General features: G+C 66.7%; 24 protein-coding genes and 1 tRNA gene. 13 read left to right on the top strand and 12 right to left on the bottom strand.

Annotated elements, in window-relative coordinates; all coding sequences use genetic code 11:
- Positions 1 to 44: 44 nt before the first annotated feature.
- The gene (locus ACDP63_RS15995; RefSeq protein ID WP_231493230.1) at positions 45 to 1,568 is read right to left on the bottom strand and encodes an OFA family MFS transporter; all 1,524 of its coding nucleotides are present in this window, start codon (positions 1,566 to 1,568) and stop codon (positions 45 to 47) included.
- Positions 1,569 to 2,268: 700 nt separating this feature from the next.
- Here ACDP63_RS15995 and ccrA point away from each other — a divergent pair.
- The 4 genes from ccrA (at position 2,269) to ACDP63_RS16015 (ending at position 5,883) form a co-directional block, all read left to right on the top strand.
- Positions 2,269 to 3,558 carry a crotonyl-CoA carboxylase/reductase gene (gene ccrA, locus ACDP63_RS16000; protein ID WP_024844943.1) on the top strand — a complete coding sequence of 430 codons (1,290 nt, stop codon included), beginning with the start codon at positions 2,269 to 2,271 and terminating at the stop codon, positions 3,556 to 3,558.
- A gap of 15 nt (positions 3,559 to 3,573) precedes the next feature.
- The gene (locus tag ACDP63_RS16005; RefSeq protein ID WP_409928279.1) at positions 3,574 to 3,789 is read left to right on the top strand and encodes a hypothetical protein; all 216 of its coding nucleotides are present in this window, start codon (positions 3,574 to 3,576) and stop codon (positions 3,787 to 3,789) included.
- Between the two features lie 36 nt (positions 3,790 to 3,825).
- Complete coding sequence (gdhA, locus tag ACDP63_RS16010; protein ID WP_024844944.1) at positions 3,826 to 5,187, top strand: NADP-specific glutamate dehydrogenase; 1,362 nt, start codon at positions 3,826 to 3,828, stop codon at positions 5,185 to 5,187.
- A gap of 90 nt (positions 5,188 to 5,277) precedes the next feature.
- On the top strand, positions 5,278 to 5,883 hold the full coding sequence (locus ACDP63_RS16015; RefSeq protein ID WP_024844945.1) for a hypothetical protein: 606 nt from the start codon (positions 5,278 to 5,280) through the stop codon (positions 5,881 to 5,883).
- Here the strand turns inward: ACDP63_RS16015 and ACDP63_RS16020 are convergent.
- Positions 5,871 to 6,323, bottom strand: a complete 453-nt coding sequence (locus ACDP63_RS16020) for a type II toxin-antitoxin system RatA family toxin (protein ID WP_028710479.1) — start codon at positions 6,321 to 6,323, stop codon at positions 5,871 to 5,873. The two genes, ACDP63_RS16015 and ACDP63_RS16020, sit on opposite strands and share 13 nt — an antisense overlap.
- A 58-nt stretch (positions 6,324 to 6,381) precedes the next feature.
- On the opposite strand from ACDP63_RS16020, the gene ACDP63_RS16025 reads away from it, so the two are divergent.
- Positions 6,382 to 6,570, top strand: coding sequence for a hypothetical protein (locus ACDP63_RS16025; protein WP_024844947.1), 189 nt, complete (start codon positions 6,382 to 6,384; stop codon positions 6,568 to 6,570).
- Positions 6,571 to 6,729: 159 nt separating this feature from the next.
- Here the strand turns inward: ACDP63_RS16025 and ACDP63_RS16030 are convergent, their stop codons facing one another.
- Entirely contained in the window at positions 6,730 to 7,581 is an 852-nt protein-coding gene (locus tag ACDP63_RS16030; protein ID WP_024844948.1) for a neutral zinc metallopeptidase, read from the bottom strand.
- A 128-nt stretch (positions 7,582 to 7,709) separates the two neighbouring features.
- On the opposite strand from ACDP63_RS16030, the gene ACDP63_RS16035 reads away from it, so the two are divergent.
- The 4 genes from ACDP63_RS16035 to ACDP63_RS16050 all read left to right on the top strand — a co-directional run bounded on the left by ACDP63_RS16035 (position 7,710) and on the right by ACDP63_RS16050 (position 12,820).
- Complete coding sequence (locus ACDP63_RS16035; protein ID WP_024844949.1) at positions 7,710 to 8,306, top strand: DedA family protein; 597 nt, start codon at positions 7,710 to 7,712, stop codon at positions 8,304 to 8,306.
- Positions 8,307 to 8,358: 52 nt separating this feature from the next.
- The gene (locus ACDP63_RS16040) at positions 8,359 to 8,853 is read left to right on the top strand and encodes a disulfide bond formation protein B (protein ID WP_028710478.1); all 495 of its coding nucleotides are present in this window, start codon (positions 8,359 to 8,361) and stop codon (positions 8,851 to 8,853) included.
- A gap of 93 nt (positions 8,854 to 8,946) precedes the next feature.
- Positions 8,947 to 11,688 carry a DNA gyrase subunit A gene (gyrA, locus tag ACDP63_RS16045; protein WP_024844951.1) on the top strand — a complete coding sequence of 914 codons (2,742 nt, stop codon included), beginning with the start codon at positions 8,947 to 8,949 and terminating at the stop codon, positions 11,686 to 11,688.
- 61 nt (positions 11,689 to 11,749) lie between these two features.
- Positions 11,750 to 12,820: an AI-2E family transporter gene (locus tag ACDP63_RS16050; RefSeq protein ID WP_024844952.1), complete on the top strand. Its 1,071-nt coding sequence runs from the start codon at positions 11,750 to 11,752 to the stop codon at positions 12,818 to 12,820.
- A 62-nt stretch (positions 12,821 to 12,882) separates the two neighbouring features.
- On the opposite strand, the gene ACDP63_RS16055 is transcribed toward ACDP63_RS16050, so the two are convergent.
- From ACDP63_RS16055 to ACDP63_RS16065, 3 genes are read right to left on the bottom strand one after another with little or no spacing between them, the layout of a single operon-like run.
- On the bottom strand, positions 12,883 to 15,291 hold the full coding sequence (locus ACDP63_RS16055; protein WP_024844953.1) for a DUF3772 domain-containing protein: 2,409 nt from the start codon (positions 15,289 to 15,291) through the stop codon (positions 12,883 to 12,885).
- An 8-nt stretch (positions 15,292 to 15,299) separates the two neighbouring features.
- Positions 15,300 to 16,331 carry a cysteine synthase A gene (locus tag ACDP63_RS16060; RefSeq protein WP_024844954.1) on the bottom strand — a complete coding sequence of 344 codons (1,032 nt, stop codon included), beginning with the start codon at positions 16,329 to 16,331 and terminating at the stop codon, positions 15,300 to 15,302.
- Positions 16,332 to 16,365: 34 nt separating this feature from the next.
- A complete protein-coding gene (locus tag ACDP63_RS16065) occupies positions 16,366 to 17,472 on the bottom strand; it encodes an NUDIX domain-containing protein (protein ID WP_024844955.1) in 1,107 nt (368 codons plus the stop codon).
- Between the two features lie 149 nt (positions 17,473 to 17,621).
- On the opposite strand from ACDP63_RS16065, the gene ACDP63_RS16070 reads away from it, so the two are divergent.
- Positions 17,622 to 17,711, top strand: a tRNA-Ser gene (locus tag ACDP63_RS16070).
- A gap of 132 nt (positions 17,712 to 17,843) precedes the next feature.
- Here the strand turns inward: ACDP63_RS16070 and ACDP63_RS16075 are convergent.
- Positions 17,844 to 17,984, bottom strand: a complete 141-nt coding sequence (locus ACDP63_RS16075; protein WP_155984402.1) for a hypothetical protein — start codon at positions 17,982 to 17,984, stop codon at positions 17,844 to 17,846.
- A gap of 200 nt (positions 17,985 to 18,184) precedes the next feature.
- On the opposite strand from ACDP63_RS16075, the gene ACDP63_RS16080 reads away from it, so the two are divergent.
- The gene (locus ACDP63_RS16080; RefSeq protein ID WP_024846110.1) at positions 18,185 to 18,868 is read left to right on the top strand and encodes a hypothetical protein; all 684 of its coding nucleotides are present in this window, start codon (positions 18,185 to 18,187) and stop codon (positions 18,866 to 18,868) included.
- Positions 18,869 to 18,961: 93 nt separating this feature from the next.
- Here ACDP63_RS16080 and ACDP63_RS16085 read toward each other — a convergent pair whose 3' ends face one another.
- The 4 genes from ACDP63_RS16085 to ACDP63_RS16100 form a co-directional block, all read right to left on the bottom strand.
- A complete protein-coding gene (locus ACDP63_RS16085) occupies positions 18,962 to 20,236 on the bottom strand; it encodes an OmpP1/FadL family transporter (RefSeq protein ID WP_177209352.1) in 1,275 nt (424 codons plus the stop codon).
- A 317-nt stretch (positions 20,237 to 20,553) separates the two neighbouring features.
- Positions 20,554 to 21,111, bottom strand: a complete 558-nt coding sequence (locus ACDP63_RS16090) for a thiol-disulfide oxidoreductase DCC family protein (protein WP_409928280.1) — start codon at positions 21,109 to 21,111, stop codon at positions 20,554 to 20,556.
- Between the two features lie 179 nt (positions 21,112 to 21,290).
- A complete protein-coding gene (locus ACDP63_RS16095; protein ID WP_024846107.1) occupies positions 21,291 to 21,791 on the bottom strand; it encodes an Hsp20/alpha crystallin family protein in 501 nt (166 codons plus the stop codon).
- An 83-nt stretch (positions 21,792 to 21,874) separates the two neighbouring features.
- Positions 21,875 to 22,351 carry an Hsp20 family protein gene (locus tag ACDP63_RS16100; RefSeq protein ID WP_024846106.1) on the bottom strand — a complete coding sequence of 159 codons (477 nt, stop codon included), beginning with the start codon at positions 22,349 to 22,351 and terminating at the stop codon, positions 21,875 to 21,877.
- A 212-nt stretch (positions 22,352 to 22,563) separates the two neighbouring features.
- Here ACDP63_RS16100 and ACDP63_RS16105 point away from each other — a divergent pair, with 212 nt between their 5' ends.
- A complete protein-coding gene (locus ACDP63_RS16105) occupies positions 22,564 to 22,782 on the top strand; it encodes a hypothetical protein (RefSeq protein ID WP_024846105.1) in 219 nt (72 codons plus the stop codon).
- A gap of 8 nt (positions 22,783 to 22,790) precedes the next feature.
- Here ACDP63_RS16105 and ACDP63_RS16110 read toward each other — a convergent pair whose 3' ends face one another.
- Entirely contained in the window at positions 22,791 to 23,258 is a 468-nt protein-coding gene (locus ACDP63_RS16110; RefSeq protein ID WP_024846104.1) for a hypothetical protein, read from the bottom strand.
- A gap of 307 nt (positions 23,259 to 23,565) precedes the next feature.
- Between ACDP63_RS16110 and ACDP63_RS16115 the strand changes: the two genes are divergently transcribed.
- On the top strand, positions 23,566 to 23,880 hold the full coding sequence (locus ACDP63_RS16115; RefSeq protein WP_024846103.1) for a co-chaperone GroES: 315 nt from the start codon (positions 23,566 to 23,568) through the stop codon (positions 23,878 to 23,880).
- The last annotated feature ends 154 nt before the right edge of the window (positions 23,881 to 24,034 follow it).

Raw genomic sequence — 24,034 nt, forward strand, 5'->3', positions numbered from 1 at the left:
TGCGGCCATGCCGGCGCCATGGCCGCCGATGCCGGGCGGCCGGTTCATCCGAACAGCGCCGCCGTCTTCATCGCGGTCATCCACACGCCCCAGGCCAGCGGGATGCAGACCGCCGCCCAGGCCAGCAGCGCCGCAAGGTCGAAACGCCCGCGGTCGATGCCGAACGACCCGCTCTGGACAGGGCCGGCCGTGGCGGCGCTGGCCTGCAGGGCCGCGACCGCTTCGGGCTTCATGAACCATTTCTCGTCCAGCGGCCGCACCAGGGCGTTGCAGACGAGGCCCAGGGCAAGAAAGCCCGCGAGAATGTACATGGTATAGTCATAGGCCTGCGCCCGCGGCACGCCGGCCGCGATCTGCGCCTCGCGCAAATAGTTGACCACCACCGGACCGACGATCCCCGCCGTGGCCCAGGCGGTCAGCAGCCGGCCATGGATCGCGCCCACGAACTGCGTGCCGAAGACATCCGCCAGATAGGCCGGCACGGTCGAAAACCCGCCGCCATACATCGAGATGATGACGCAGATCATCGCCACGAACAGCACCTGGTTGCCCGAATGCGCCGCGCTTGGCGCCAGGGTGTAAAGTACGATCCCCAGCCCGAAGAAGATGAAATAGGTGGTCTTGCGCCCCAGCCGGTCCGAGGCCGAGGCCCAGCACAGCCGCCCGGCGATATTGAACAGCGACAGCAGCCCCGCGAAGCCGGCGGCAATCGCCGCGACCGCCGCCTTCTGGCCCGCATCCAGCTGGGTGAAGCCCAGATCGGGCCGTCCGACCAGACGGCCGGCAAAGATCTCCTGCAGCATCGGCGACGCCATGCCGATCACCCCGATCCCGGCCGAGACATTCAGGCACAGCACCAGCCAGATCAGCCAGAATTGCCGCGTCTTGTGCGCATCCCCCACATGCACATGATGCTGGGTGATCATCTCGCCCCGAGGCGCGCGCGCCTTGGGCTGCCAGCCTTCGGGCTTCCATCCCGCGGGCGGCACGCGATAGCCGAACGACCCGGCCATCATGAACACAAAGTAAATCGCGGCCATGACGAAGAAGGCCTGCCAGACGCCGACCTCGGTCGGGGACTGGAAATGGTTCATCAGCCGGTCCGCCAGCGGCGCCCCGATCATCGCGCCGCCGCCAAAGCCCATGATCGCCATTCCCGTCGCCAGGCCGCGCCGGTCCGGGAACCACTTGATCAGCGTCGAGACCGGGGAGATATAGCCAAGCCCCAGCCCGATCCCGCCGATAAAGCCCGAGCCGAGCCACATGAGCCAAAGCTGATGGCTCATCACCCCGATGCCCGAAATGACCATGCCGCCGCACCAGCAGAATGCCGCGACGACCCCGGCCTTGCGCGGCCCCGCCGTTTCCAGCCACCCGCCCCACAGCGCCGCCGAGGAGCCCAGCAGAACGAAGAACAGCGTATAGATCCAGCCCAGATCCGCGATGCGCCAGTCGCAACTGGTCGTCACCAGCGCCGCAAGGACGCTCATCCCCTCGCAGACAACAGGCGCGCTGAGGCCGATGGCCCGCGACAGGGGCAGCCAGAACACCGAAAAGCCGTAGGCCATGCCGATACACAGATGAATCGCCAGCGCGGTTGGCGGCACCAGCCACCGGTTGAAGCCAGGCTGCGCAATCGTGCGCTCGCGAGACAGTAATGGCGTTCGGAATCCCGTAGCATCTTCTATGGCTGTCATCGCTTCCCTCCCCTGAAATAGACTGCGTGTGGCATCCGGAGTGGATCGCAAGATCCGTTTCGCCCCGCCCCTTCCTGAGGATCAAGGCCCGTCGCAAGACCCTCCCCCTTGGGTCGCGCAGGCAGTTTCCGAATTGAAGATATTGATTTCAATGGACAATATGTCCATCCGGCCGGACAAGTTGTCCAAGCCCGTCATAAAGCCGAGCGATGACGCGCCTTGGCGAGCTAAATGAATGAACTATTCCATTGCCGCGGCGGACATCGGTTTTCCGCTCGGCCGGACACCGGCGCGGGAAGCCCGGCCCTGCACCGTCCGGCTGCTGGCCAAGGCCCGACCGGGGTGGCAGCGGGACGATCGACAAGGCCTTGGGTAATGCCCGCGCAAGGGACGAGGCGCGGGTCTCCGCTGCATCGCGGCGGTTCGCAGATTCGTTACGACAGATTATTACAATTTACGCGTCAGGAATATTGCAATGTTGCGCAGACCCTCTTACAACCGGCTCTGCAACCCGCACTGATTCTGCGCCGCGGCGGAAGCCCGGCGGAAAGCGGCAAAAGAGGACTCTGAGATGGCCCTGGACCAACCCACCCCGATCGCGCCCTATGACGCACCGGAAAAGGATCTCTACGAGATCGGCGAGATGCCGCCTCTGGGCTATGTGCCCAAGCAGATGTACGCCTGGGCCATCCGCCGCGAACGTCACGGCGAGCCCGACAAGGCGATGCAGGTCGAGGTGGTGGAAACTCCCGCCATCGACAGCAATGAGGTGCTGGTCCTGGTGATGGCGGCGGGCGTCAACTACAACGGCATCTGGGCCGGCCTCGGGGTGCCGATCAGCCCCTTCGACGGCCATGGCGCGCCCTATCACATCGCGGGCTCGGACGCCTCGGGCATCGTCTGGGCGGTGGGCGACAAGGTCAAGAACTGGAAGGTCGGCGACGAGGTCGTCATCCATTGCAACCAGGACGACGGCAATGACGAGGAATGCAACGGCGGCGACCCGATGTATTCGCCCAGCCAGCGCATCTGGGGCTACGAGACGCCGGACGGCAGCTTCGCCCAGTTCACCCGCGTGCAGGCCCAGCAGCTGATGAAGCGCCCGCGCCACCTGACCTGGGAGGAATCGGCCTGCTACACGCTGACGCTGGCCACCGCCTACCGGATGCTGTTCGGGCACGAGCCGCATGAGCTGAAGCCGGGCATGAACGTGCTGGTCTGGGGCGCCTCGGGCGGGCTTGGCAGCTTCGCGATCCAGCTCATCAACGCCGCCGGCGCCAATGCGGTCGGCGTCATCAGCGACGAGGACAAGCGCGACTTCGTCATGTCGCTGGGCGCCAAGGGCGTCATCAACCGCAAGGACTTCAAGTGCTGGGGGCAACTGCCCAAGGTGAACACGCCCGAATACAAGGAGTGGTTCAACGAGGTGCGCAAGTTCGGTAAGGCCATCTGGGACATCACCGGCAAGGGCAACAATGTCGACATCGTCTTCGAACATCCCGGCGAGGCGACCTTCCCGGTCTCGACCTTCGTCTGCAAGAAGGGCGGCATGGTGGTGATCTGCGCCGGCACCTCGGGCTTCAACTGCACCTTCGACGTGCGCTACATGTGGATGCACCAGAAGCGCCTGCAGGGCAGCCATTTCGCGCATCTGAAACAGGCCAGCGCCGCCAACAAGCTGATGCTGGAACGCCGCATCGACCCCTGCATGTCCGAGGTCTTTCCCTGGGCCGAGATCCCGGCCGCGCATCTGAAGATGCTGCGCAACGAACACAAGCCCGGCAACATGGCGGTGCTGGTGCAGGCCCCCGTGACCGGGCTGCGCACCTTCGAGGACGCGCTGGAGGCGGGGCGCCGCTGACCCCGATCCCGGCGCATGCGGACCGCCCGGCGCGAGAAGGCGCCGGGCGGTCTTTTCCTTGCCAAGGCCGCGACAAAAAGCCGCTGCCTTGGCAACGGGCAGAAGGCAATCGCGCTAACCACTGATATTCATGGGATTATTCCCAACGCCCGCCGACGTTACGCCAAAAAAACGGGCATTTTGCCCGAATATTGCTCTTACCCCATTCAAACTGCCCGCACCTTGGGCTAAGGAGCCCTCCGACCCCAAGGGAAAGGATTCCGCGACATGCCGCAGATCGACGACAAGCTTGCCCCCATCTATGAGGAGGTGGTCCGCCGCAACGCGGGCGAGCCCGAATTCCACCAGGCCGTGCGCGAGGTTCTGGAAAGCCTTGGCCGCGTCGTCGCCAAGCGCCCCGACTACCTGGAAGACGCGCTGATCGAGCGCATCTGCGAACCCGAACGCCAGATCATCTTCCGCGTGCCGTGGACCGACGACAAGGGCCGCGTGCAGATCAACCGCGGCTTCCGGGTGCAGTTCTCCTCGGCCATGGGCCCCTACAAGGGCGGGCTGCGCTTCCACCCCTCGGTGAACGTGGGCATCATCAAGTTCCTGGGCTTCGAGCAGATCTTCAAGAACGCGCTGACCGGCCTGCCCATCGGCGGCGGCAAGGGCGGCTCGGACTTTGACCCCAAGGGCCGCTCGGACGGCGAGATCATGCGCTTTTGCCAAAGCTTCATGACCGAGCTTTACCGCCACCTGGGCGAATATACCGACGTGCCCGCCGGCGACATCGGCGTGGGCGCGCGCGAGATCGGCTACATGTTCGGGCAATACAAACGCCTGACCAACCGCTACGAGGCGGGCGTGCTGACCGGCAAGGGCCTGTTCTACGGCGGCTCGCTGGCCCGCAAGGAAGCAACCGGCTACGGCAACACCTATTTCACCCAGGCCATGCTGAAGACCGGCGGCACCGATTTCGACGGCAAGACGGTCGTCGTCTCGGGCTCGGGCAATGTCGCGATCTACACCATCGAGAAGGTGCAGGAATTCGGCGGCAAGGTCATCGCCTGCTCGGACAGCTCGGGCTATATCGTGGACGAGGGCGGCATCGACCTCGGCCTCCTCAAGGAAATCAAGGAAGTGCGCCGCGGCCGCATCTCGCAATACGTGCGGATGAAGGGCGAAGGCAACGGCGCCTATTTCGTGAAATCCGGCGAGGGCTCGATCTGGGACGTGGCCTGCGAGGTCGCCATGCCTTCGGCCACGCAGAACGAGCTGACCGGCAAGGATGCCGCGAAGCTGGTCAAGAACGGCGTGACCGCGGTCGGCGAGGGCGCGAACATGCCCTGCACCCCCGAGGCGATCCGCACCTTCCAGCAGGCCGGCGTCAAGTTCGGGCCCGGCAAGGCGGCAAATGCGGGCGGCGTCGCCACCTCGGCGCTGGAGATGCAGCAGAACGCCTCGCGCGACCGCTGGACCTTCGAGAAAACCGAGGCCAAGCTGGCCGAGATCATGCGCGACATCCATGACAGCTGCTACAGCACGGCCGAGGAATTCGGCGCGCCGGGCGATTACGTCATCGGCGCCAACATCGCCGGCTTCATCCGCGTGGCCGAGCCGATGCGCGCCTTCGGCGTGATCTGATGCCGCAGCGGGCGGGCCGTATCCCGGCCCGCCTTGCCAGCACCGGCCGGGACCGCTAAGCGGCGGCATGGCCGTGTTCATGTCCCTCTCATGCTGATCTTTCTCCAGCCCCGCCTCGTGCTTCTGTCGGTGCCCAAGACCGGGACGACGGCGCTGGAACAGGCGCTGGCGCCCAGGGCCGAGATCGTCTTTCGCAGCCGCCCCGAGATCAAGCACCTGAACCTGCGGCACTATCTGGCCCGCATCCGGCCGCTGCTCGAGCCGCTGGGCGAGCCCGCGTTCGAAACCGTCGCGGTGATCCGCGAGCCGCTCGACTGGCTGCGCAGCTGGTATCGCTTTCGCGCCCGCGACGAGCTGATCGGCCATCCGAACAGCACCGCCCTTGTCAGCTTCCAGCGTTTCGTGGACGATTACCTGCGCCCCGGCGAACGCCCCGCCCATGCCCGGCTGGGCCGGCAATCCGATTTTCTGGTGGACGATGACGGCCAGATCGCAGTCGATCACATCTTCCGCTACGAGGCGATGCCGGCACTGACGCAATTCCTGACACAACGCCTGGGCAAGCCGGTCGAGTTGCGGCGCAGCAATGTCTCGCCCCCTGCCGTCACCGACCTGCCGCCCGAGGCCGAGGCGCGGCTGCGCACCGCCCTGGCCGCCGACCACGCCATCTGGCAAAACGCGCGTCAGGCGCCGTAAAGCGCCTTGGCGCGATCCTCGAAGGCCCGGACGATGCGCGACATCGCCTCGCCGAAGACCACGCCGATCACCTTGCCGAGGATGGCGTTGCGGAACTCGAAATCGACGAAGAACTCGACCTTGCAGCCGCCCTCCGGCAGGTCGGCGAAGCTCCAGCCGCTGCGCAGGTACTTGAAGGGCCCGTCCAGATATTCGGTGTCGATCCGCTTCGTCTCGGGCCACAGCGTCACGCGCGAGCCGAAGCGTTCGCGGAACACCTTGAAGCTGATGACCAGGTCGGCCTCGACCACCTCGCTGCCCGAGGCGCCGGGCCGACGCGCCCGGATACGCGCGGCGGTGTTCCAGGGCAGGAACTCGGGGTATCTTTCGATATCGGCCACCAGCGCATACATCTGGTCGGCGGTATAGGGCAGGATTCGGCTGTCGCTATGCTGAGGCAAGAGGGCGTCCCGGCGCATTTTCGGTTTCCGGGGGCAGCACTAGCAAAGGAACGGGCGCATGAACAACCTCATCTGGCTGATCCGGGCCTCTCGCTGGGCACGAAACCCGCCAAGCGCGCAAAGGGTCAAGCTGGTTCTTGCCGTCATCGCGGCCGGCCTGCTGCTTGCCGGGCTCGAACATGTCGGGCTCTGGCCCGATTGGGCCACCACCGAACGCCCGCGCGGCATCCAGCTGCAGCGCCCCTGACCTGGCCCCAGACCCCGCCGCGACAGGTTGGCGCACCCCGCCGCGGCACCGTCTTTCACCGTTTCCCCGAATATTCCGGCGGCCACCCCGCCAAGGGCATTGCCCTACGCTTCTTCGTTCTGCAAATACCCCTGCGGCCGCGCCACCCGCGCCGCCGCCCTAGTTCCCCACGGCCGCGAAACTGTCGCATTGTCCCATCTGTCCCGAAGCGAAGCCGCGCTTGAACCAGGCCTGGCGCTCGGCGGCCGAACCATGGGTGAAGGCGTCGGGCACCACTGCCCGGCCGGCACTTTCCATCAGCGTGTCGTCGCCCACCGCGGCGGCGGCATTGATCGCCTCGTCTATGTCGCCCTCCTCGATGCTGCCGAACTGCTCGCTGGCCTGGCGTGCCCAGATCCCGGCATAGCAATCCGCCTGCAATTCGGTGGCGACCGACAGCCGGTTCGCATCGCGCTCGCCCAGCCGCGCGCGCAGCCCGTTCACCTCGGAAAGCGTACCCAGCAGGTTCTGCACATGATGGCCAACCTCATGCGCGATGACATAGGCATAGGCGAAATCGCCGCCCGCCCCCATCTTGCCGGCCATGACGCGAAAGAAATCCGTGTCCAGATAGACCTTGCGGTCGCCGGGGCAATAGAACGGCCCCATCGCCGCCGAGGCGCCGCCGCAGGCCGATTGCACCGCGCCCGAGAACAGCACCAGTCCCGGATCCTGATAGGACACGCCGGCCTGGTCGGGCAGCACGCCGGCCCAGACCTCCTCGGTATCGGCCAGCACCACCGAGACGAACTGGCCGATCTCGCGCTCCTCCTGCGTCAGTTCGCGCGGCTCGCCGGTCCGGCCGCCCTCGTCCAGCGCGCCGACGATGGGCGAGATGTCGATGCCGAAGAAATACCCCACCGCCAGCACCACCAGAACCCCGACGACGCCCATGCCGCCGGCGCCCGCCGCCCGGCCCATGCCGCGACGATCCTCGACATTCCGGCTGCCGCGCCTGCCCCGCCATTCCATCGCGCCGTCCTCCCTGCCGCTGGTCCCGCCTGCCAAGGTTATCGCAACCCCGCCATGGCGCAACACGCGCGCGGGCTTGACAGTTCCGGCCCCAGCCCGCAGCACGTCCCGAAACGAAAGGGGCAGCCATGTTCGACTGGGTGGTTTCGACGATCGAGAGCTGGGGCTATCTCGGCGTTCTGATGCTCATGGTGGCCGAGAACGTCTTCCCGCCCATCCCCTCCGAGGTGATCATGCCGCTGGCCGGTTTCCTGGCCGGCAGCGGCCGCATGTCGCTGACCCTGACCATCCTGGTCGGCACCATCGGCTCGGTGCTGGGCACCTTGATGTGGTATTACATCGGCCTGTGGTTCGGCGAGGAGCGGCTGAAGCGTTTCGCCGCCCGTCATGGCCGGCTGCTGACGCTCTCACCCGCGGATATCGACGCGGCGCATGACTGGTTCCAGCGCCACGGCGCCATGGCGGTGTTCTTCGGCCGCATGATCCCGGCCATTCGGACACTGATCTCGGTTCCCGCCGGGCTGGCGCGCATGCCGATGTGGAAATTCCTGCTCTATACCGTGATCGGCAGCGCGCTCTGGACCGGGGTGCTGACATTCGCCGGGCTGATGCTGCATGAAAACTATGCGCTGGTCGCGGATTGGGTCGATCCGCTGTCCAAGCTGGTGGTGGTGGCCGTGGTGGCGATCTATCTTTACCGCGTCGTCACCTGGAAACCGCATTGAGTTCACGCGATTGGCATTTGCAGGCCGCCGCGCGCGGTCCTAACCGGAAGCCATGAACGGATTTTCGAGCAAGCATATCGCCGTCACCGCCGGCGCCGGTTCCGCCGCGCTGCTGGCCGCCGCGCTGACCTTCCAGGGCCTGGGCTATGCGCCCTGCGAGCTCTGCATCCTGCAACGCTGGCCGCATCTGGTGGCCGCGATCATCGGCGGGCTGATCTGGTTCTTCGGCTGGAAACGCTGGCTGGCGGCGCTGGGGCTGATCGCCGCGCTTTGCGCCACCGGCCTTGCCATCTATCACGCCGGGGTCGAGCTGCAGGTCTGGCAAGGGCCGCAGCATTGCTCGGGCGGCGTGTCAGGCCTGGCCAGCATGTCCACGCAGGATCTGATGGCGGCGCTGGAAAAAGCGCCGGTCGTGCGCTGCGACGAGGTGGCCTGGAGCCTGTTCGGCATTTCCATGGCCGGCTGGAACGCCATCTTCTCGGCCGGGCTTTCGGCGCTGTGGCTGGCCTCGGTCCGCGGCCGCAGGCGCGAGGCCGGGCTGGCCTGAGCCGCAATTCCCGCGCCGGGGCGGCCCGTCAAGATTGCACCCAAGGCGGGTATGGGATAGACCCATGCCCAACAAGATCTTGAGGTTTCCCCCGTGGCTGACATCCCTGAAAACGACGACGATACCCCCGAGAACGGCGGATCGGAGCGCGCCGTGATGCATCACGACGGCCCGGTGATCGACATCGCGCACGAGATGCGCTCCTCCTATCTCGACTATGCCATGTCGGTGATCGTCAGCCGGGCGATTCCCGACCTGCGCGACGGGCTGAAGCCGGTGCATCGCCGCGTGCTCTTCGCCATGCACGAGACCGGCAACACCCATGACAAGCCCTATCGCAAGTCGGCCCGCCCGGTCGGCGACACCATGGGTAAGTATCACCCGCATGGCGACGCCTCGATCTATGACGCGCTGGTGCGGATGGCGCAGGACTTTTCCATGTCGCTGCCGCTTTTGGACGGCCAGGGCAATTTCGGCAGCATGGACGGCGACAGCCCGGCGGCCATGCGCTATACCGAGGTGCGGATGGACAAGCCCTCGGCCTATCTGCTGATGGACATCGACAAGGACACCGTCGATTTCCAGGACAATTACGACGGCAAGGACCGCGAGCCGACCGTCCTGCCGGCGCGTTTCCCGAACATGCTGGTCAACGGCGCCGGCGGCATCGCCGTCGGCATGGCCACGAACATCCCGCCGCACAACCTGGGCGAGGTCGTGGACGCCACGCTGGCGCTGATCGAGAACCCGGACCTGCCGACCGAGCGGCTGCTGGAGATCGTGCCCGGCCCGGATTTCCCCACCGGCGGCATCATCCTGGGCCGCTCGGGCGCGCGCAAGGCCTATCTGGAAGGGCGCGGCAGCATCGTGCTGCGCGCCAAGACCCGGATCGAGGAGACCCGCGCCGGCCGCCAGGCCATCATCCTGGACGAGATCCCCTTCCAGGTGAACAAGGCCAGCCTGATCGAGAAGATCGCCGAACTGGCCAAGGAAAAGCGCATCGAGGGCATCGCCCATGTCCAGGACGAATCCGACCGCGTCGGCGTGCGGGTGGTGATCGAGCTGAAACGCGACGCCACCGCCGAGGTGGTGCTGAACCAGCTGTTCCGCTTTACCCCGATGCAGACCAGCTTCGGCGCCAACATGCTGGCGCTGAACGGCGGCCGGCCCGAGCAGCTGACGCTGCGCGACTTCCTGACCCATTTCCTGACCTTCCGCGAGGAGGTGGTGGCGCGCCGCACCGCCTACGAATTGCGCAAGGCGCGCGAGCGCGCGCATGTGCTGTGCGGCCTCGCCGTGGCGGTCAGCAATGTCGACGAGGTGGTGGCGACCATCCGCTCCTCGGCCGATGCCGCCGAGGCGCGCGAGCGGCTGATGACCCGGCGCTGGCCGGCGCATGAGATCGTGGAATATCTGAAGCTGATCGACGATCCGCTGCATCCGGTCAACGAGGACGGCACCTACAACCTGTCCGAGACCCAGGCCCGCGCCATCCTGGAACTGCGCCTGCAGCGCCTAACCCAGCTGGGCGTGCAGGAAGTCACCGACGAACTGAAGACGCTGGCCGATTCCATCCGGGAATACCTGGCCATCCTCGCCTCGCGCGAGCGGATCATGGGCATCATCTCGGACGAGCTGCGCGAGGTGAAAAGCCAGTTCGCCGTGCCGCGCCGGACCGAGATCACCGACTGGGCGGGCGATCTGGACGACGAGGACCTGATCGAGCGCGAGGACATGGTCGTCACCATCACCTCGGGCGGCTATATCAAGCGCACGGCCCTGGCCGAGTTCCGCGCCCAGCGGCGCGGCGGCAAGGGCCTGTCCGGCATGGCCACGAAGGAAGACGACGTGGTCACCACCCTGTTCGTCGCCAATACCCACACGGAGCTCTTGTTCTTCACCACCGACGGCATGGTCTATCGGATGAAGACCTGGCGGCTGCCGCTGGGCGGGCGCACCGCCAAGGGCAAGGCCATCGTCAACATCCTGCCGATCCAGCCCGGTGTCTCCATCGCCGCGCTGATGCCGGTCGATGCGCCGCAAAGCGAATGGGACGACTACCAGGTGGTCTTCGCCACCTCGGAAGGCGACGTGCGCCGCAACGCGCTGTCGGATTTCGCCAATGTCATGCGCAACGGCAAGATCGCCATGAAGCTGCCCGAGGGGGTGGAACTGATCGGCGCCCGCATGGCGACCGAGAATGACGACGTGATGCTGGTCACCGCCGCCGGCCGGGCGATCCGCTTCCCGACCACGGATGTGCGGGTGTTCAAGGGCCGCGATTCGACCGGGGTGCGCGGCATTCGCCTGGCGCCCGGCGACCGCGTGGTCAGCATGTCGGTGATCCGGCATTTCGAGGCCGATCCGGCCGAGCGCGCCGCCTATCTGAAGATGCGCCGCGCCGTCGAGGGCGCGCTGGACGACGGCGCCGAGGCCGACGAGGATGAGGATGCCGTCGCCGAGACCGCGATCAGCCAGGAACGCTATGCCGAGATGTCGGCGGCCGAGGATCTGATCCTGACCATCACCGCGCGCGGTGCCGGCAAGATCAGCTCGTCGCATGACTATTCGGTGCGCGGCCGCGGCGGCCAGGGCGTCATGGCCATGGACAAGGCGATGCGCGGCGGACCGCTGGTCGCCAGCTTCCCGGTGGACCGCGACGACCAGATCATGCTGGCCACCTCGACCGGCCAGTCGATCCGGGTGCCGGTGGACGGCATCAGCTTCCGCTCGCGCTCCGCCGGCGGCGTGCGCGTCTTCAACACGGCGCCGGGCGAGGAAGTGGTTTCTGTTGCCCGCATCGCCGAGAATGGCGAGGATGAGGCCGAAGCCTGAGACATGGCCGGGGCGCGCACGCAGGCCGCGCCCCGGCACCGGAAAGCATGAGGGGACGCGATTGGACGGGCGGGACTCGCATCTGAGCGAGCGGTTGCAGACCGGCTTTCTGGGCGTGATCGCCTTTGGCCTGATCCTGTTCCTGCTGGTGCAGGCGCGCTTCATCCTGATCTGCCTGGTGCTGGCGATCATCATTTTCTCGCTGACCAGCGACGCGATTTCGGCCTTTGCCCGGCTGAAGGTGCCGAACTGGCTGGCCACCACCCTGGCGCTGATCGCCATTGCCGTGGGCCTGCTCTGGGCCGCGACGGCGGTGGTGGCGCAGGTGAACGAGGTGGTCTCGACCTCGATCGTCTATGCCGACCGGGCGCAGGCGGCGCTGGCGCGGCTTAGCCAGCGCTGGGGGCCGAACGTGCAGGAGGCGATCGGCACCTTCATGGGCAGCATCGATTTCGCCGGCTGGATACGCTCGGCGGCGGCGCAGGCCTCGAACCTGATCTCGGGCTCGGTGCTGATCCTGACCTTCGTCGGCTTCATGTTCAGCGAGCGGATCTGGTTCCCAATCAAGATCGAGCGCCTGACCGGCGACCCGGACCAGGCCCGGCAGGTGCTTGAGACGGTCCACAAGATCATGCGCCGGGTGAACCGCTACCTGGTGGTCAAGGCGGCGATCAGCGCGGTCACGGCGGCACTGATCTGGACGATCTTCCGGGTGCAGGGGCTGGACCTGGCCGGGGCGGTGGCCATGCTGACCTTCATCCTGAACTTCATCCCGACCCTGGGCTCGATCGCGGCCACGGTCATCACCATCGCCATGGTGCTGGCGCAGACCGGCGACCCGGCGGTGACGCTGACCGTGGGCGGGCTGACCGTGGCGGTGCAGTTCATCATCGGCAATGTCTTCGACCCGATGCTGCTGGGCCAGACGCTGCGGCTGTCCTCGTTCGGGATCGTGCTGTCTCTGGCCTTCTGGGGCGTGGTCTGGGGCATCGCCGGCACCTTCCTGGCCGTGCCGATCATGGTGGCGATCATGATCGTCTGCGCCCAGATCCCCTGGCTGCGCCCGGTGGCGATCATGCTGTCGCAAGAGGGCCTGCCCGAACAGGAACCGCCCAGCGGCCTGCGCCGTTAGGCGCCAGGGGTATTTGGCGAACGAAGAAGCGCAAGGCGCGGCGCGCGCCCCGCGCTTCTCAACTAGCTGCGATCCTGCTGGTCCTGCGGGCCGGCAAGGGAAAGGGCGGCGGGCGCCTCTCCCTCGGCCTGGTGCAGGTAGACGTCCTGCGCGCCACGCACGCTGCCGGGCAGGACGATCCCCGCCGCGGCAAAGCGTTCCAGGATCTGGTGATTGATCTCGGAGACGATCGAGGCGCCGCCGTTGATGTCGGAAAGCACGGCGCGCAGTTCGAAATTCTGCCCCGTCGGCGTGATGCTGCGCAACAGGACCGCAGGAGGCGGGTTCACCAGCACTGTCGGCTGGTCCTCGGCGATCTCGCGCAGAAGCGCGGCCACCTGCCGGCTGTCGGCCGTCACCCCCACCGTGATCGGCACGATGATGCGCCCCGCCAGGCTGCCGCGCGTCCAGTTCGTCACCGGCTGGGTGATCAGGTTCGAATTCGGCACGATCACCTGGGTGCGGTCGAAGGTCTGGATCTGCGTGGCCCGCACCGCCATCTTCTTGACGATGCCCTGCTGGCCGCCAACCTCGATCCAGTCGCCGACGGCGATCGGCCGCTCGACCAGCAGGATGATGCCCGAGACGAAATTCGACACCACCTGCTGCATGCCGAAACCGATGCCGACAGACAGCGCACCGGCGACGAAGGCCAGCGAGGTCAGGTCGATCCCGGCCGAGGTCACGGCAAAGACCGCCGCCAGTGCCACGCCGACATAGCCGATCATCGAGGTGACGGCGTTCTGCCCGCCCGCATCCAGTTTCGTCTTGGGCAGGATCGAGCTGCGGAAGGCACCCTGCACGAAATTGGTCAGGAAATAGCCGATGGCAAAGACGATCAGGAAGGTCAGCAGCGCCATCGGCGACAGCCGCACGCCGCCCAGCGAGAAACCCTGCTGCGCCCTGGTCCATGCCTCTGCCAGGTCGCTGGCCCGCGCACCCCAGATCAGCGCGAAAACCGGCAGCGACAGCAGGATCAGCGCAAAGCCGATCAGCACCGGCATCAGCGCATCGCGCGCCGAACGGTCGCCGCCCTTGGCCAGGGCGTAGAGATCGGCGATGAAATCCTGCAGGATGATCAGCAGCCCGACCAGCGCCAGCGTCATGACCGAGGACCAAAGCAGCGCATTGCCCGCGGTGACATAGCCGACCGCCACCAGCGCCGGCGCGGCCACCGCCACCAGCCGTCCCATCATCGCCAGGAAATTCACCACCCGGATGCGGTAATCGGGCGTATCGGCCGGTTCGGGCTGGCGCAGGCCGCGCAGCATGTTGCACAGCCGCAAGAGGCAGAAGGCGCCGAACAGCACCAGCAGGAAATGCCACACCCCGGCCGAGGCCTCGCTGAGCCGCTGCGGAACGGTGTCGCTGTCATTCTGGCTGTGAAAGCCCGAAAGCGGCAGGATCGAGCGCGAGAAAAGCTGATGCAGCGCCAGGGCAGCGGCCAGAAGCGTCGCCCGGAAGCGCGCCTTGGCGCGGCGCTCCTCGCTCATCGGCAGGGGCGGCTCGACGGCGGTGTCGGGCGCCGGGAACAGCCGCCGCGCCAGCCACAGCCCGGCAAAGAAGGACACGCCCGCCCCCACCAGCGACATCACCAGCGGCAGGCCCCATTCGTCGAACAGGCCCGAGAGCACCAACGCCGAGGCGAACAGGATCAGCCCGAACATCGGGATGGCGATCTGGCCCAGAGAGACGCCGAAGACCAGCGCCGCGCGCGACCGTTCGCTGGCGCGGGCCGAAAGCCGCGAGGGCAGCGAATCGACCCAGCGCCGGCCGCGCGACAACAGCAGCAGCGCCACCAGAAGCACCACGGCAACGACCAGCCGCTCGGCACGGTCCGACGAGACGGCGGTGCTGTCCCAGCGCCCCCGCGCCTCGGCATAGATGCGGCTTGCGACATGGCCGGCCTCGGCCACGGCCGGCCCCCAATGCGCCGGGTTCAGCGGCGAGGGGGTCTTGCGGATCAGCGCGAAAGTCTGGCGGGCGCGCAGGGTCTGGTCGATCTGCGCCACGATGCCGTCGGCCCGGCCATAGGCCTCGACCGCCTGCAGCCCCGGTGCCTGCAGCGTGGCAAGCTGTTCGCCCAGTTCCTTGCGACGGGCAGCGATCTCCTCGGGCTCGGTCTGGCCTTCGGCCGGGGCCGGCCCCAGCGCCGCGATCTGGTCCTTGAGCGTGGCGATGCGGGTGGCGTTGACGCTTTGGCCCGCCTTCAGCCGCTCGCGCCATTTCACCACCTCGTCGCGGATGGTCTGCAACCGGACATCGTTGGCCGAGCCGGATTCCAGGATCTGCTCGGCCTGGTCGGCCAGCTTGTTCCAGGCGGTCAGATTCGGCGCCTCCTGCTCGGGCTGGGCCAGAACGGGCTGGCCGAGCGCCAGGAACAGCGCAAGGATCAGCAAGGCAAGCCGGGGCAGCGCGGCAAATCGGGGCATGGTTCGCTTCAGTCCTGATAGACCTCGGGCAGGTCGGCCGGCCTGCGGGCCATCCATTCCGGCACCGGCAGGCCCTTGGCGCGCAGGAATTCGGGGTTGAACAGCTTGGTCTGGTAACGCGTGCCATAGTCGCAAAGCACCGTCACGATGGTGTGGCCCGGCCCCATGTCCTTTGCCATGCGGATCGCGCCGGCCACGTTCACCCCCGACGAGCCGCCAAGGCAGAGCCCTTCGTATTCCAGCAGGTCGAAGATCACCGGCAGCGCCTCGGCATCCGGGATGCGATAGGCGAAATCGGGCGTGAAGCCTTCCAGGTTCGCGGTGATGCGGCCCTGGCCGATGCCCTCGGTGATCGACGAGCCGGGCGCGTCGAACTTGCCCTCGGTATAGAAGCTGTAAAGCGCCGCGCCCTCGGGATCGGCCAGGCCCATCTTCACGCCCCTGGATTGCAGCGCCATGGCGACGCCGGCCAGCGTGCCGCCCGAACCGACCGCGCAGATGAAACCGTCCACGCGGCCGCCGGTCTGTTCCCAGATCTCGGGGCCGGTGGTTTCCAGATGCGCCTGGCGGTTGGCGACATTGTCGAACTGGTTGGCCCAGATGGCGCCGTTCGGCTCGGTCCGCGCCAGTTCCTCGGCCAGGCGGCCGGAATAGCGCACGTAGTTGTTGGGATTCTTGTAGGGCGCCGCCGGCACCTCGACCAGTTCGGCACCGGCCAGGCGCAGCATGTCCTTTTTCTCCTGGCTCTGCGTCTCGGGGATGACGATGACCGAGCGGAAGCCCATCGAGGCGCCGACCAGCGCCAGCCCGATGCCGGTATTGCCCGCCGTGCCCTCGACGATGGTGCCGCCGGGCTTCAGCTCGCCGCGCGCCACCGCCTCCTTGATGATGTAGAGCGCGGCCCGATCCTTGACCGACTGGCCCGGATTCATGAACTCGGCCTTGCCCAGGATCTCGCAGCCGGTCTCTTCCGAGGCGCGACGCAGCCGGATCAGGGGAGTGTTGCCGATGGCAGAGGCGAGGTCGGGGCAGATGCGCATGGGCTTGGCCTTTCGCAGGATGTTCTCGCCCGGTTTACACGTCGCCCCATGACGGCGGCAACCCCGCGGGAACCGTCTTGCCTTCCTGCACCAGTTCGCGGCGAATGTCCTGGTGGCGCAATTCCAGCCACAGCGCCAGGTTCAGCAGCGGCCCGTTGCGGATCTCGCCCGCCAGCGCCATGCGCGTCAGCTCGGCGCGCGGGACAAGGTGCGAGCGGATATCCTCGTCCTCGGTCGCAAGCCCGCCAAGGCCGGCGCTGCCGTCGGGCAGGTCGGCAATTCCGACATAGAGATACAGGTATTCCGCCACCGCGCCGGGGCTGGGATAGTTGTGCGGCGCGGCGAAAAGGCGGGAAATCGCGATGCCGGTTTCTTCCACCGCCTCGCGCCGGGCGGCCTGCTGTGGCGTCTCGCCGGCATCGACGCGGCCGGCCACGGTCTCGTAGAGCCAGGGCTGGGCATCGCCGCGCGCCAAGGGCCCGGCGCGCAGCTGGTCGATCAGCATCACCCGGTCGCGCAGCGGATCCCAGGGCAGCACCACCGTCGCATCGCCCGAGACGAAGACGGCGCGCGCCAGCGGATCGGTCCAGCCGCCATCATTGCGGTGCTGGCTCAGCCGGATCGCCTCGACCGAGAAATATTCGGCATAGGGTTCCTCGACCGGCTCCATCCTGACCCGTTCGGATGCGGCCGGGCCGACATGCGGCAGATCCGCGGTTTCGGCCGCGGCGCGCCGGCGCGAGGCGAGCCAGGTCGCGATCATCGGCAGGCGCTTGCGGATCGCCCCGGCCGGGCGATCCGCGGGCAGCGCCAGCAGCCGGTCCGCCATGGCAGCGGCCAGCTCCGGCTGCCATTCGGGCGCATCGCTTGCCGCCTCGCCCAGGCCCAGCAGTTCCCGGCCATGATGGCTCTGCGGCACCAGTCCGAAGATCTCGGCATAGCGGCGCAGGGCGGGCGTCCAGTCGGCCTGCCACAGCGGCAGGTCTTCGTCGCCGGCGGCAAACCGCGGCCAGCCATCGGCGGCGATCCCGGCCAGCCCGCCGCCTTCCAGCCGGCCTTGCAGCGAACCGGCCTCGGCCGCCTGCGGGGCCAGGCGGGCGCGCAGAAGCGGATGGGCCAGCGGTCCGATCAGCAGCGGCATGGCTGCGGCTTCCTGGAGCTGGCGATCCTCCCGGCCCTGCGCATTCCGCCCATGATTCCCCCGCAAGACAAATTTTTCGCGGTTTTGACGCGAAGGCCCTTGCGCTTCAACCCCCGCCCGTCTAAATCGCCGCCACCACCCGAAAGCGCGGAGAGGTGCCGGAGTGGTCGAACGGGGCGGTCTCGAAAACCGTTGAGCCTTCACGGGTTCCGTGGGTTCGAATCCCACCCTCTCCGCCATTACTCTTTGAAATATCTTGGTAATTTCAGGACCGGACAAACATCGCCGCCGGTTCCGGCCCTTGGCTGCGACAAGCGCGCCCGGCACCGCCGCCATGCGCCAGAAGTCGCGCCGATACAAGCCGGGCGACGTCAGAAGGGCCGATAGACCGCAATCAGCGCGATCATCACCCAAAGCGCCACCGCCGCAGCCATACCGCCAAGCCCAAAGGCCAGCAGACGGATTGCGCCCTTGCGGTCGATACCGACAAGAAACGCGGCAAGCGCCGTCATGGACAAAAAAAGCGTCGTTCCCATGCCTGCAAGCTTAGCGCGCCGGCCGCGCCAGCGGCAGCCGGCCGGGAATCGAACGGCCCGTTCCTGTCCAAACGGCCCGGGCAGATGCGCAAGGTTTTGCTCGGGCCGGCAACGCCAGCTTGATGGACGAATGGTCCCGAAGCAGGGTTTCCCGGAACGCCGATTCCCAGGACGCCATGACCGACGACCCCCTCATCCTCAGGCAGATTTCCGAAGGGCGTGACCGCACAAGGGCTTATCTGCACATCGGCAAGACCGGCGGGACGACCTTCCGGGCGGCCGCCGAAAGGGTGGCTTCGACCGAACCGTCCCGCGTCCCGCTGATCTTTCACCACGACTGGACCGTCCCCAGGATCAGGGCGGCGTTTCCCGGCATCAGGATATCCTTGGTCCTGCGCGACCCGCTGGAGCGCATCATCAGCGGGTTCATGTCGCGCCTGCGGCAAGGGCGCCCGACCTACCAGAGCCCCTGGACCGTCGAGGAGGCCACCGCCTTCCTGCATTTCCGGGACGCGCGCGCCTATCTCGACGCCATATTGTCGGGCGGGGAATACGAAACCTCGGCCGTCGATTTCGCCACCAGGTCGATCGCCCATATCCGGCGCGGCTATCGCTTTCACATCCCCAACACCGCCACCGCGTCGAAATGGCTCGGTTCCGTCGGAACCCTGGCGAGCCTCGAGGGCTTCGCGCAAAGGCTTCTTGGCGGCCCGGTGGAGCTGGGGCATGCGCATGTCAACCCGGTTCCGGCCGGGAATATCCTGAAGCACTACGACGCAGACGAGCTCGACCGGCTGCGACGGTATTTCGCCGATGAATACCAGGTGTTCAACGATGTGATGCAGGCTGCCGGCCCCTGACAGGGGATCGGCGCCGCCGCGCATGATACGGCCGCCATGGAGCTTTCCCAAGCGGAACGGGCAAGGGGCACCGCAGGGGTGCCCCCGAGGCGCTCAGAAATCCCAGCTGATGCCCATGGAGATCTCGTCCTGCTCCATGAACAGGGTGGTCTGCTGGCCAAGGCCCGGCGTCCGGTTGGCGCCGGATTCCGTTTCGTGGAAGGCATGGGTATAGCTGCCGGTCAGCGTGGCCCGCTCGCTGAGCCTGTAGCTATACCCGATCGAGGCATGCCAGCGCGGCGTGGCCGGGGCCAGGATGTTCAGCAGCACCTCGCCATCGTCGTCGATGAAGCTCGAGGCGTGGCTGATGCCGCCGCGAAGCGTCAGCCTGTCGTTCACTTTCTGGGCGGCGGCGATGCGGATGACATCCATGTCCTGCCAGCCGAATCCGGGTCCACCGGCGCTGCCGAGCGGCGCGGCCAGCATCGCCCCGCTATTGGCCAGCGATTCGACCGAACCATAGAAGATGCGCTGATATTCGGCGGTCAGCGTCAGGCCGGGATTGCCGGAGGGGCGAAAGGCCACGCCCAGCGTCGCCACCGCCGGAATATCGAAATCGCCGCCATCGGCAAAAAGGCCCGCGTAATCCTCGAATGGCCGCATGTCGATGCGGCTGCGCCACGACGCACCCAGGCTCCATTGGCTGTCCAGCCGGTAAATCAGGCCCAGCGACATCCCCAGGCCGGTCGACCAATCGTCACCGCCATGGGTCAGGGCGCCGGGCTGGACGGACATGCCGGCGAAGGGTTCGAGCCCCGTTGCGCTGAACCGCTGCACCGCAAGCACCGGCCCCAGGCCCACCGACAGCCGTGGGGTCAGCCTGCGGGCATAGTTCAGGCTGATGAAGGCCTGTTCGAGATTGATCCCCAGCGGGTCGGTGGTCACCTTCGGGGCAAGGCCGGCAAAAGGGTTGGTGCCGTATTCCACGTTCATGCCGCCATTGCCGAACATGAAGACGGCGACCGAACTCTGCTCGTCCAGATTGTAGTTGAACCCGCCGCAGGGGATCCAGAAAAGGCTGTTGTCGCTGGTCTGGCGACCCTCGGCCAACGGCCCGCCCGGCGCGATGCTGAAGCCGCGCTCGGGTTGAAAGCCGGTCAGGCAAATCCCTGCCTGCGTCGGCAAGGCGGTACCCGTGGCCGGGTTCTGGGCCAGGCCCAGCACGCCGGTGGGGATCGCGACGCCCGCCCCGGCCATCCCCTTCGAGGTGCCGCCATAGCCATTGGCAAAATAGCCATTCGTAGCCTTGGCAGGCTGTGCGCCAAGGATCGCCGTCAGCATCACGCCTCCGGCCAGAGCCGCAAGGCGGCCTGGTTCTGTTCTGTTCATCTTTCCCTCCCTTGTCCGGGGCCTCGTTTCCACCCCGCTTGCCTCTGCCGCCCCGCTCTCCCCCGGGAATGATAGAGATGCATACATTCGTATGTAACGATATAGCCAAGCGTCAAGCAAATGTCGCGAGGGTCGGATCAAGGACGATCCGGGCCGATGCCGGACCTGGAGCAGCGCGGCCAAGACTTGATCACCGGGCCGGCCTTGGGCGCGCAGGGATGCGCCCTTCCGAGGCGGCCTTCATCCGCTCGGCGGCGATGACGATGCGGCGGCGCTTCGTCCCGATGCGCGGCAGCGGGCGTCCATGACCGGACCGGTCAGCGCAGCAGCCTTCGCTGGAACGCCGGGTCCGGGATGGCGCACATGTCCGACCTGCCGAACAGGTGATAGCGATTGCGCGCGAAGCGGCGGTAGAGCCAGTTGCGCAGCCCGCGTGGCAGGATCCGCAGCGGCGCGGCCAGCCTGCCGAGACCGCCAAGCCGCCGCCCGGCCTGGACGAGCGCATCGCAATCAGAATGCGCGATGCCGTCCTCGATGAACAGCCAGCTCGGGGGATCTTCCGCCTCCAGCCCGTAATGCCGCAAAAGCGCCTTGCCCAGTGGCGTCTGCACCGGGCATATCCGCACCGTCCCCGAGCGATCGAGCCGGTGGATCATCCGCGCGCCCCAGCTGCAGACGGCGCATTCCCCATCCATGACGGCCAGCGGCACGGAATCGTCGAATCGCGGGACCAGGGGATCGTTCCGAAAGGAATAGGGCGCGGTCATGCTGCCAGCATCGGACAATGGCGGCGGCCGGACAAGGCTGATCGGGCTGATCGTCGGGCCATCAAGCCTGTCGAACCTGGCACGCCGCGCCCGAAAAGCCCGGATCACGCGCCTCTTTCCCGGTGGGCTTCCTGTCGCCTTGACGGCCGCAAGGCCCCTGCGACAAGGACGGCCCGGGCACGTGACCCGCAAGATGCAAGCTCGCCGACTGCCCGCTGGCGGGTCGCGCGGCCCAGGGCGAAAGGCGGGGCGCGACGGGCATGGCCCGCCCCGCGCCCGCCTTTGGCTCAGCTCTTGATGGCGATGCGCCGGACCTGCGACTGCGCCTTTTCCGTCTTGGGCAGGGTCACGGTCAGCACGCCGTTCTTGAAATGCGCATCGACCCCGTCTTCGCGGATCTCGGCGCCAAGCGGGATGCGGCGCTCGAAGCGACCATAGTAGCGTTCCGAGAATTGCCGGTCCTTGTCCTCGGTCTCCGAGCGTTTCTCGCCCTTCAAGGTCAGCACGCCGTCATTCAGCAGGACTTCGATGTCCTTTTCCTCGAGGCCCGGCACATCGGCGGTCACGGTGATCTCCCTTTCGTTGTCAGAGATCTCGACACTCGGCCAGCCGCCGCCAAAGGCGGGGACCGCACCGGCGGATGGCAGGCCGAAGCCACGGAAGACATCGTCGAACAGCCGGTTCACTTCGCGATGCAGCGACAGGAAGGGATCGCGGTCGCCCTCGCGGAAGCTGGCGGGAAGCTGGCTGTCATTGCGGTTCCAGGGAATCAGGTCACGGACATTCATGGTTTTCCTCCTTCATTGGCAACAGGTCGCCATCGGCGCCGGACCATGCCGGCGCCAGGCGCGGATCGCGGGAATGAAAGGCCTCAGGCGGCCTGCTTGCCGCCCTCGACCAGCTTCGGATCGGGTTCGGCCGGGATCCTGGCCGTCGCGATCTCGATCCGCCGCGGCTTCATTTCCTCGGGAAGCTCATGGCGCAGGTCGATCGTCAGCAGCCCGTTCGCCAGATCGGCACCGATCACCTTCACATGATCGGCCAACTGGAAACGCCGCCGGAAACTGCGCTCGGCGATGCCGCGATGCAGGTACTGGCCCTTGTCCTCGCCCGCCTTCTGGCCAGTGACCACCAGCATGTTGCGCTCCTGGGTGACGGTCAGCTCATCCGGCGCAAAGCCCGCCACCGCCATGGCGATGCGGTAGTCGTTCTCGTCGGTCTTGGTGATGTCATAGGGCGGCCAGTTGTCGATGGTCTCGACCCGGCTTGCCGCTTCCAGCGCGTTCAGCATCCGGTCGAAGCCGATGCTCGACCGATAAAGGGGGGAAAAGTCGAAAGTGGTTCTCATAGCCACATCCTCCGTTGAGCAACATGGGTACAAGTTTTCCGCCGTGGGACGCCTTGGCGTCCGCCCAGCCTTGCCGGACCCGTCAAAGGCTTCCGGCGATTCACGATTTAGGGTGGCGAAACGACGCTTCAAGGGGCCCGCGCGCCCTTCTCCCTGCCCGCAAGATCCCTATCTATCGGATGCAGGCCGCAAGAAGATCACGGGAAACAACCATGCGACTTGATGACATCAGGGCCGTTCTGGGTCCGGTCGACGAGACGCTGATCGCCCAGATCAGCCGGACGGATGCCACGGTCGAGGAACTGGCCGAGGCCTGGGGCTGGCTCAATGCCGACGAGGCCATGATCAGCGAGGGGCGCCCCCTGCCCAGGGGCCGCGTCGCCGAACTGGTCGCCATCCTCGAGGCAGCCGAGCCGGACCCCGAGGAATAGCGCCGGGCTCAGTGCCGGAACCTCGGCGCCAGAAGCAGGATCCTGGGTTCCTGCTCGGCCTCGCCGTCCCTGGACGGCAGGGGGCGTTCTTCCACATGCGGGCTGCTGGCTTGCAGCACGTCCAGCATGTCGGGAAAGCCATGGGCCACATCCGGCATCCCGGCGATCTCATAGGCGCTCTGCCCCAGGCCGGCATAATGGACGATGGAGCCGCCCTGCCGCGTCAGCCGCGCCGCGAAGAAGGCGCAGGAGATCAGGCATTCGTCCCCGATCCGGCGCGACTCGCCCTTTCTCGCCCGCCGCTGCGCCGCGTCCATCAACCGAAGCGTCAGGCGGTCGGGGGCGATGGGACGATGCATGTAATGTGCCAGCGTCGAGGCAAGGTGATACTCCAGCTCCGACGACAAGGCGACCTGGCTTTCGCGCATCCCCTCGATCACCAGATCGCGGGCGGCAGAGAGATACGTGTCCGTCATGAAACCCTCGGCATCAGTCTGAACGAACCATTCCCACTAGAAAAAGTTTGGCGCGGTCCTGGCGCAGGTCAAGCCCCTGCATCGGGCCGAGGCAACTGGAATCACACAATATTGCACGCAGGCATCAGTCTGTTGGCAGCCGATGTCAGCGAGTGCCAAAAATATTTCGCGCCACCCCTTGAAACCGCCGGCTTGCGTGCCAATTCCTGTGTCGCGCGATGCCAGCAGGGTCGCGTGAACCCCGTGCCGGACGCTTGGCCGGCGCGGAGGAACCTCTCGCAATCTGTTTGTCCATGAGGAGAACGATATGACGTTCCGTCCACTCCATGACCGTATTCTGGTCCGCCGCATCGATGCCGAGGAAAAGACGGCCGGCGGCCTGATCATCCCCGACAGCGCCAAGGAAAAGCCGCAGGAAGGCGAGGTTCTGGCCGCGGGTCCGGGTGCGCGCAGCGAAAACGGCACGCTGACGCCCCTGGACGTCAAGCCCGGCGACCGCATCCTGTTCGGCAAGTGGTCGGGCACCGAGATCCGGCTTGATGGCGAGGATCTGCTGATCATGAAGGAAAGCGACGTGCTGGGCGTGATCGAGGCCCCGGCCAGCGCCAAGAAGGCCGCCTGACGGCCATTTCCCAGGATCCAACCAAAGAATGCTGCTCAGGAAGGAGTGAGCCACATGGCTGCGAAAGAAGTTAAGTTCAACAGCGACGCGCGCGACCGGATGCTGAAGGGCGTGAACATCCTGGCCGATGCGGTCAAGGTGACGCTTGGCCCGA

Origin of the sequence: Paracoccus sp. P2, from assembly GCF_046335115.1 — a bacterium.
GTDB lineage: Bacteria > Pseudomonadota > Alphaproteobacteria > Rhodobacterales > Rhodobacteraceae > Paracoccus > Paracoccus pantotrophus.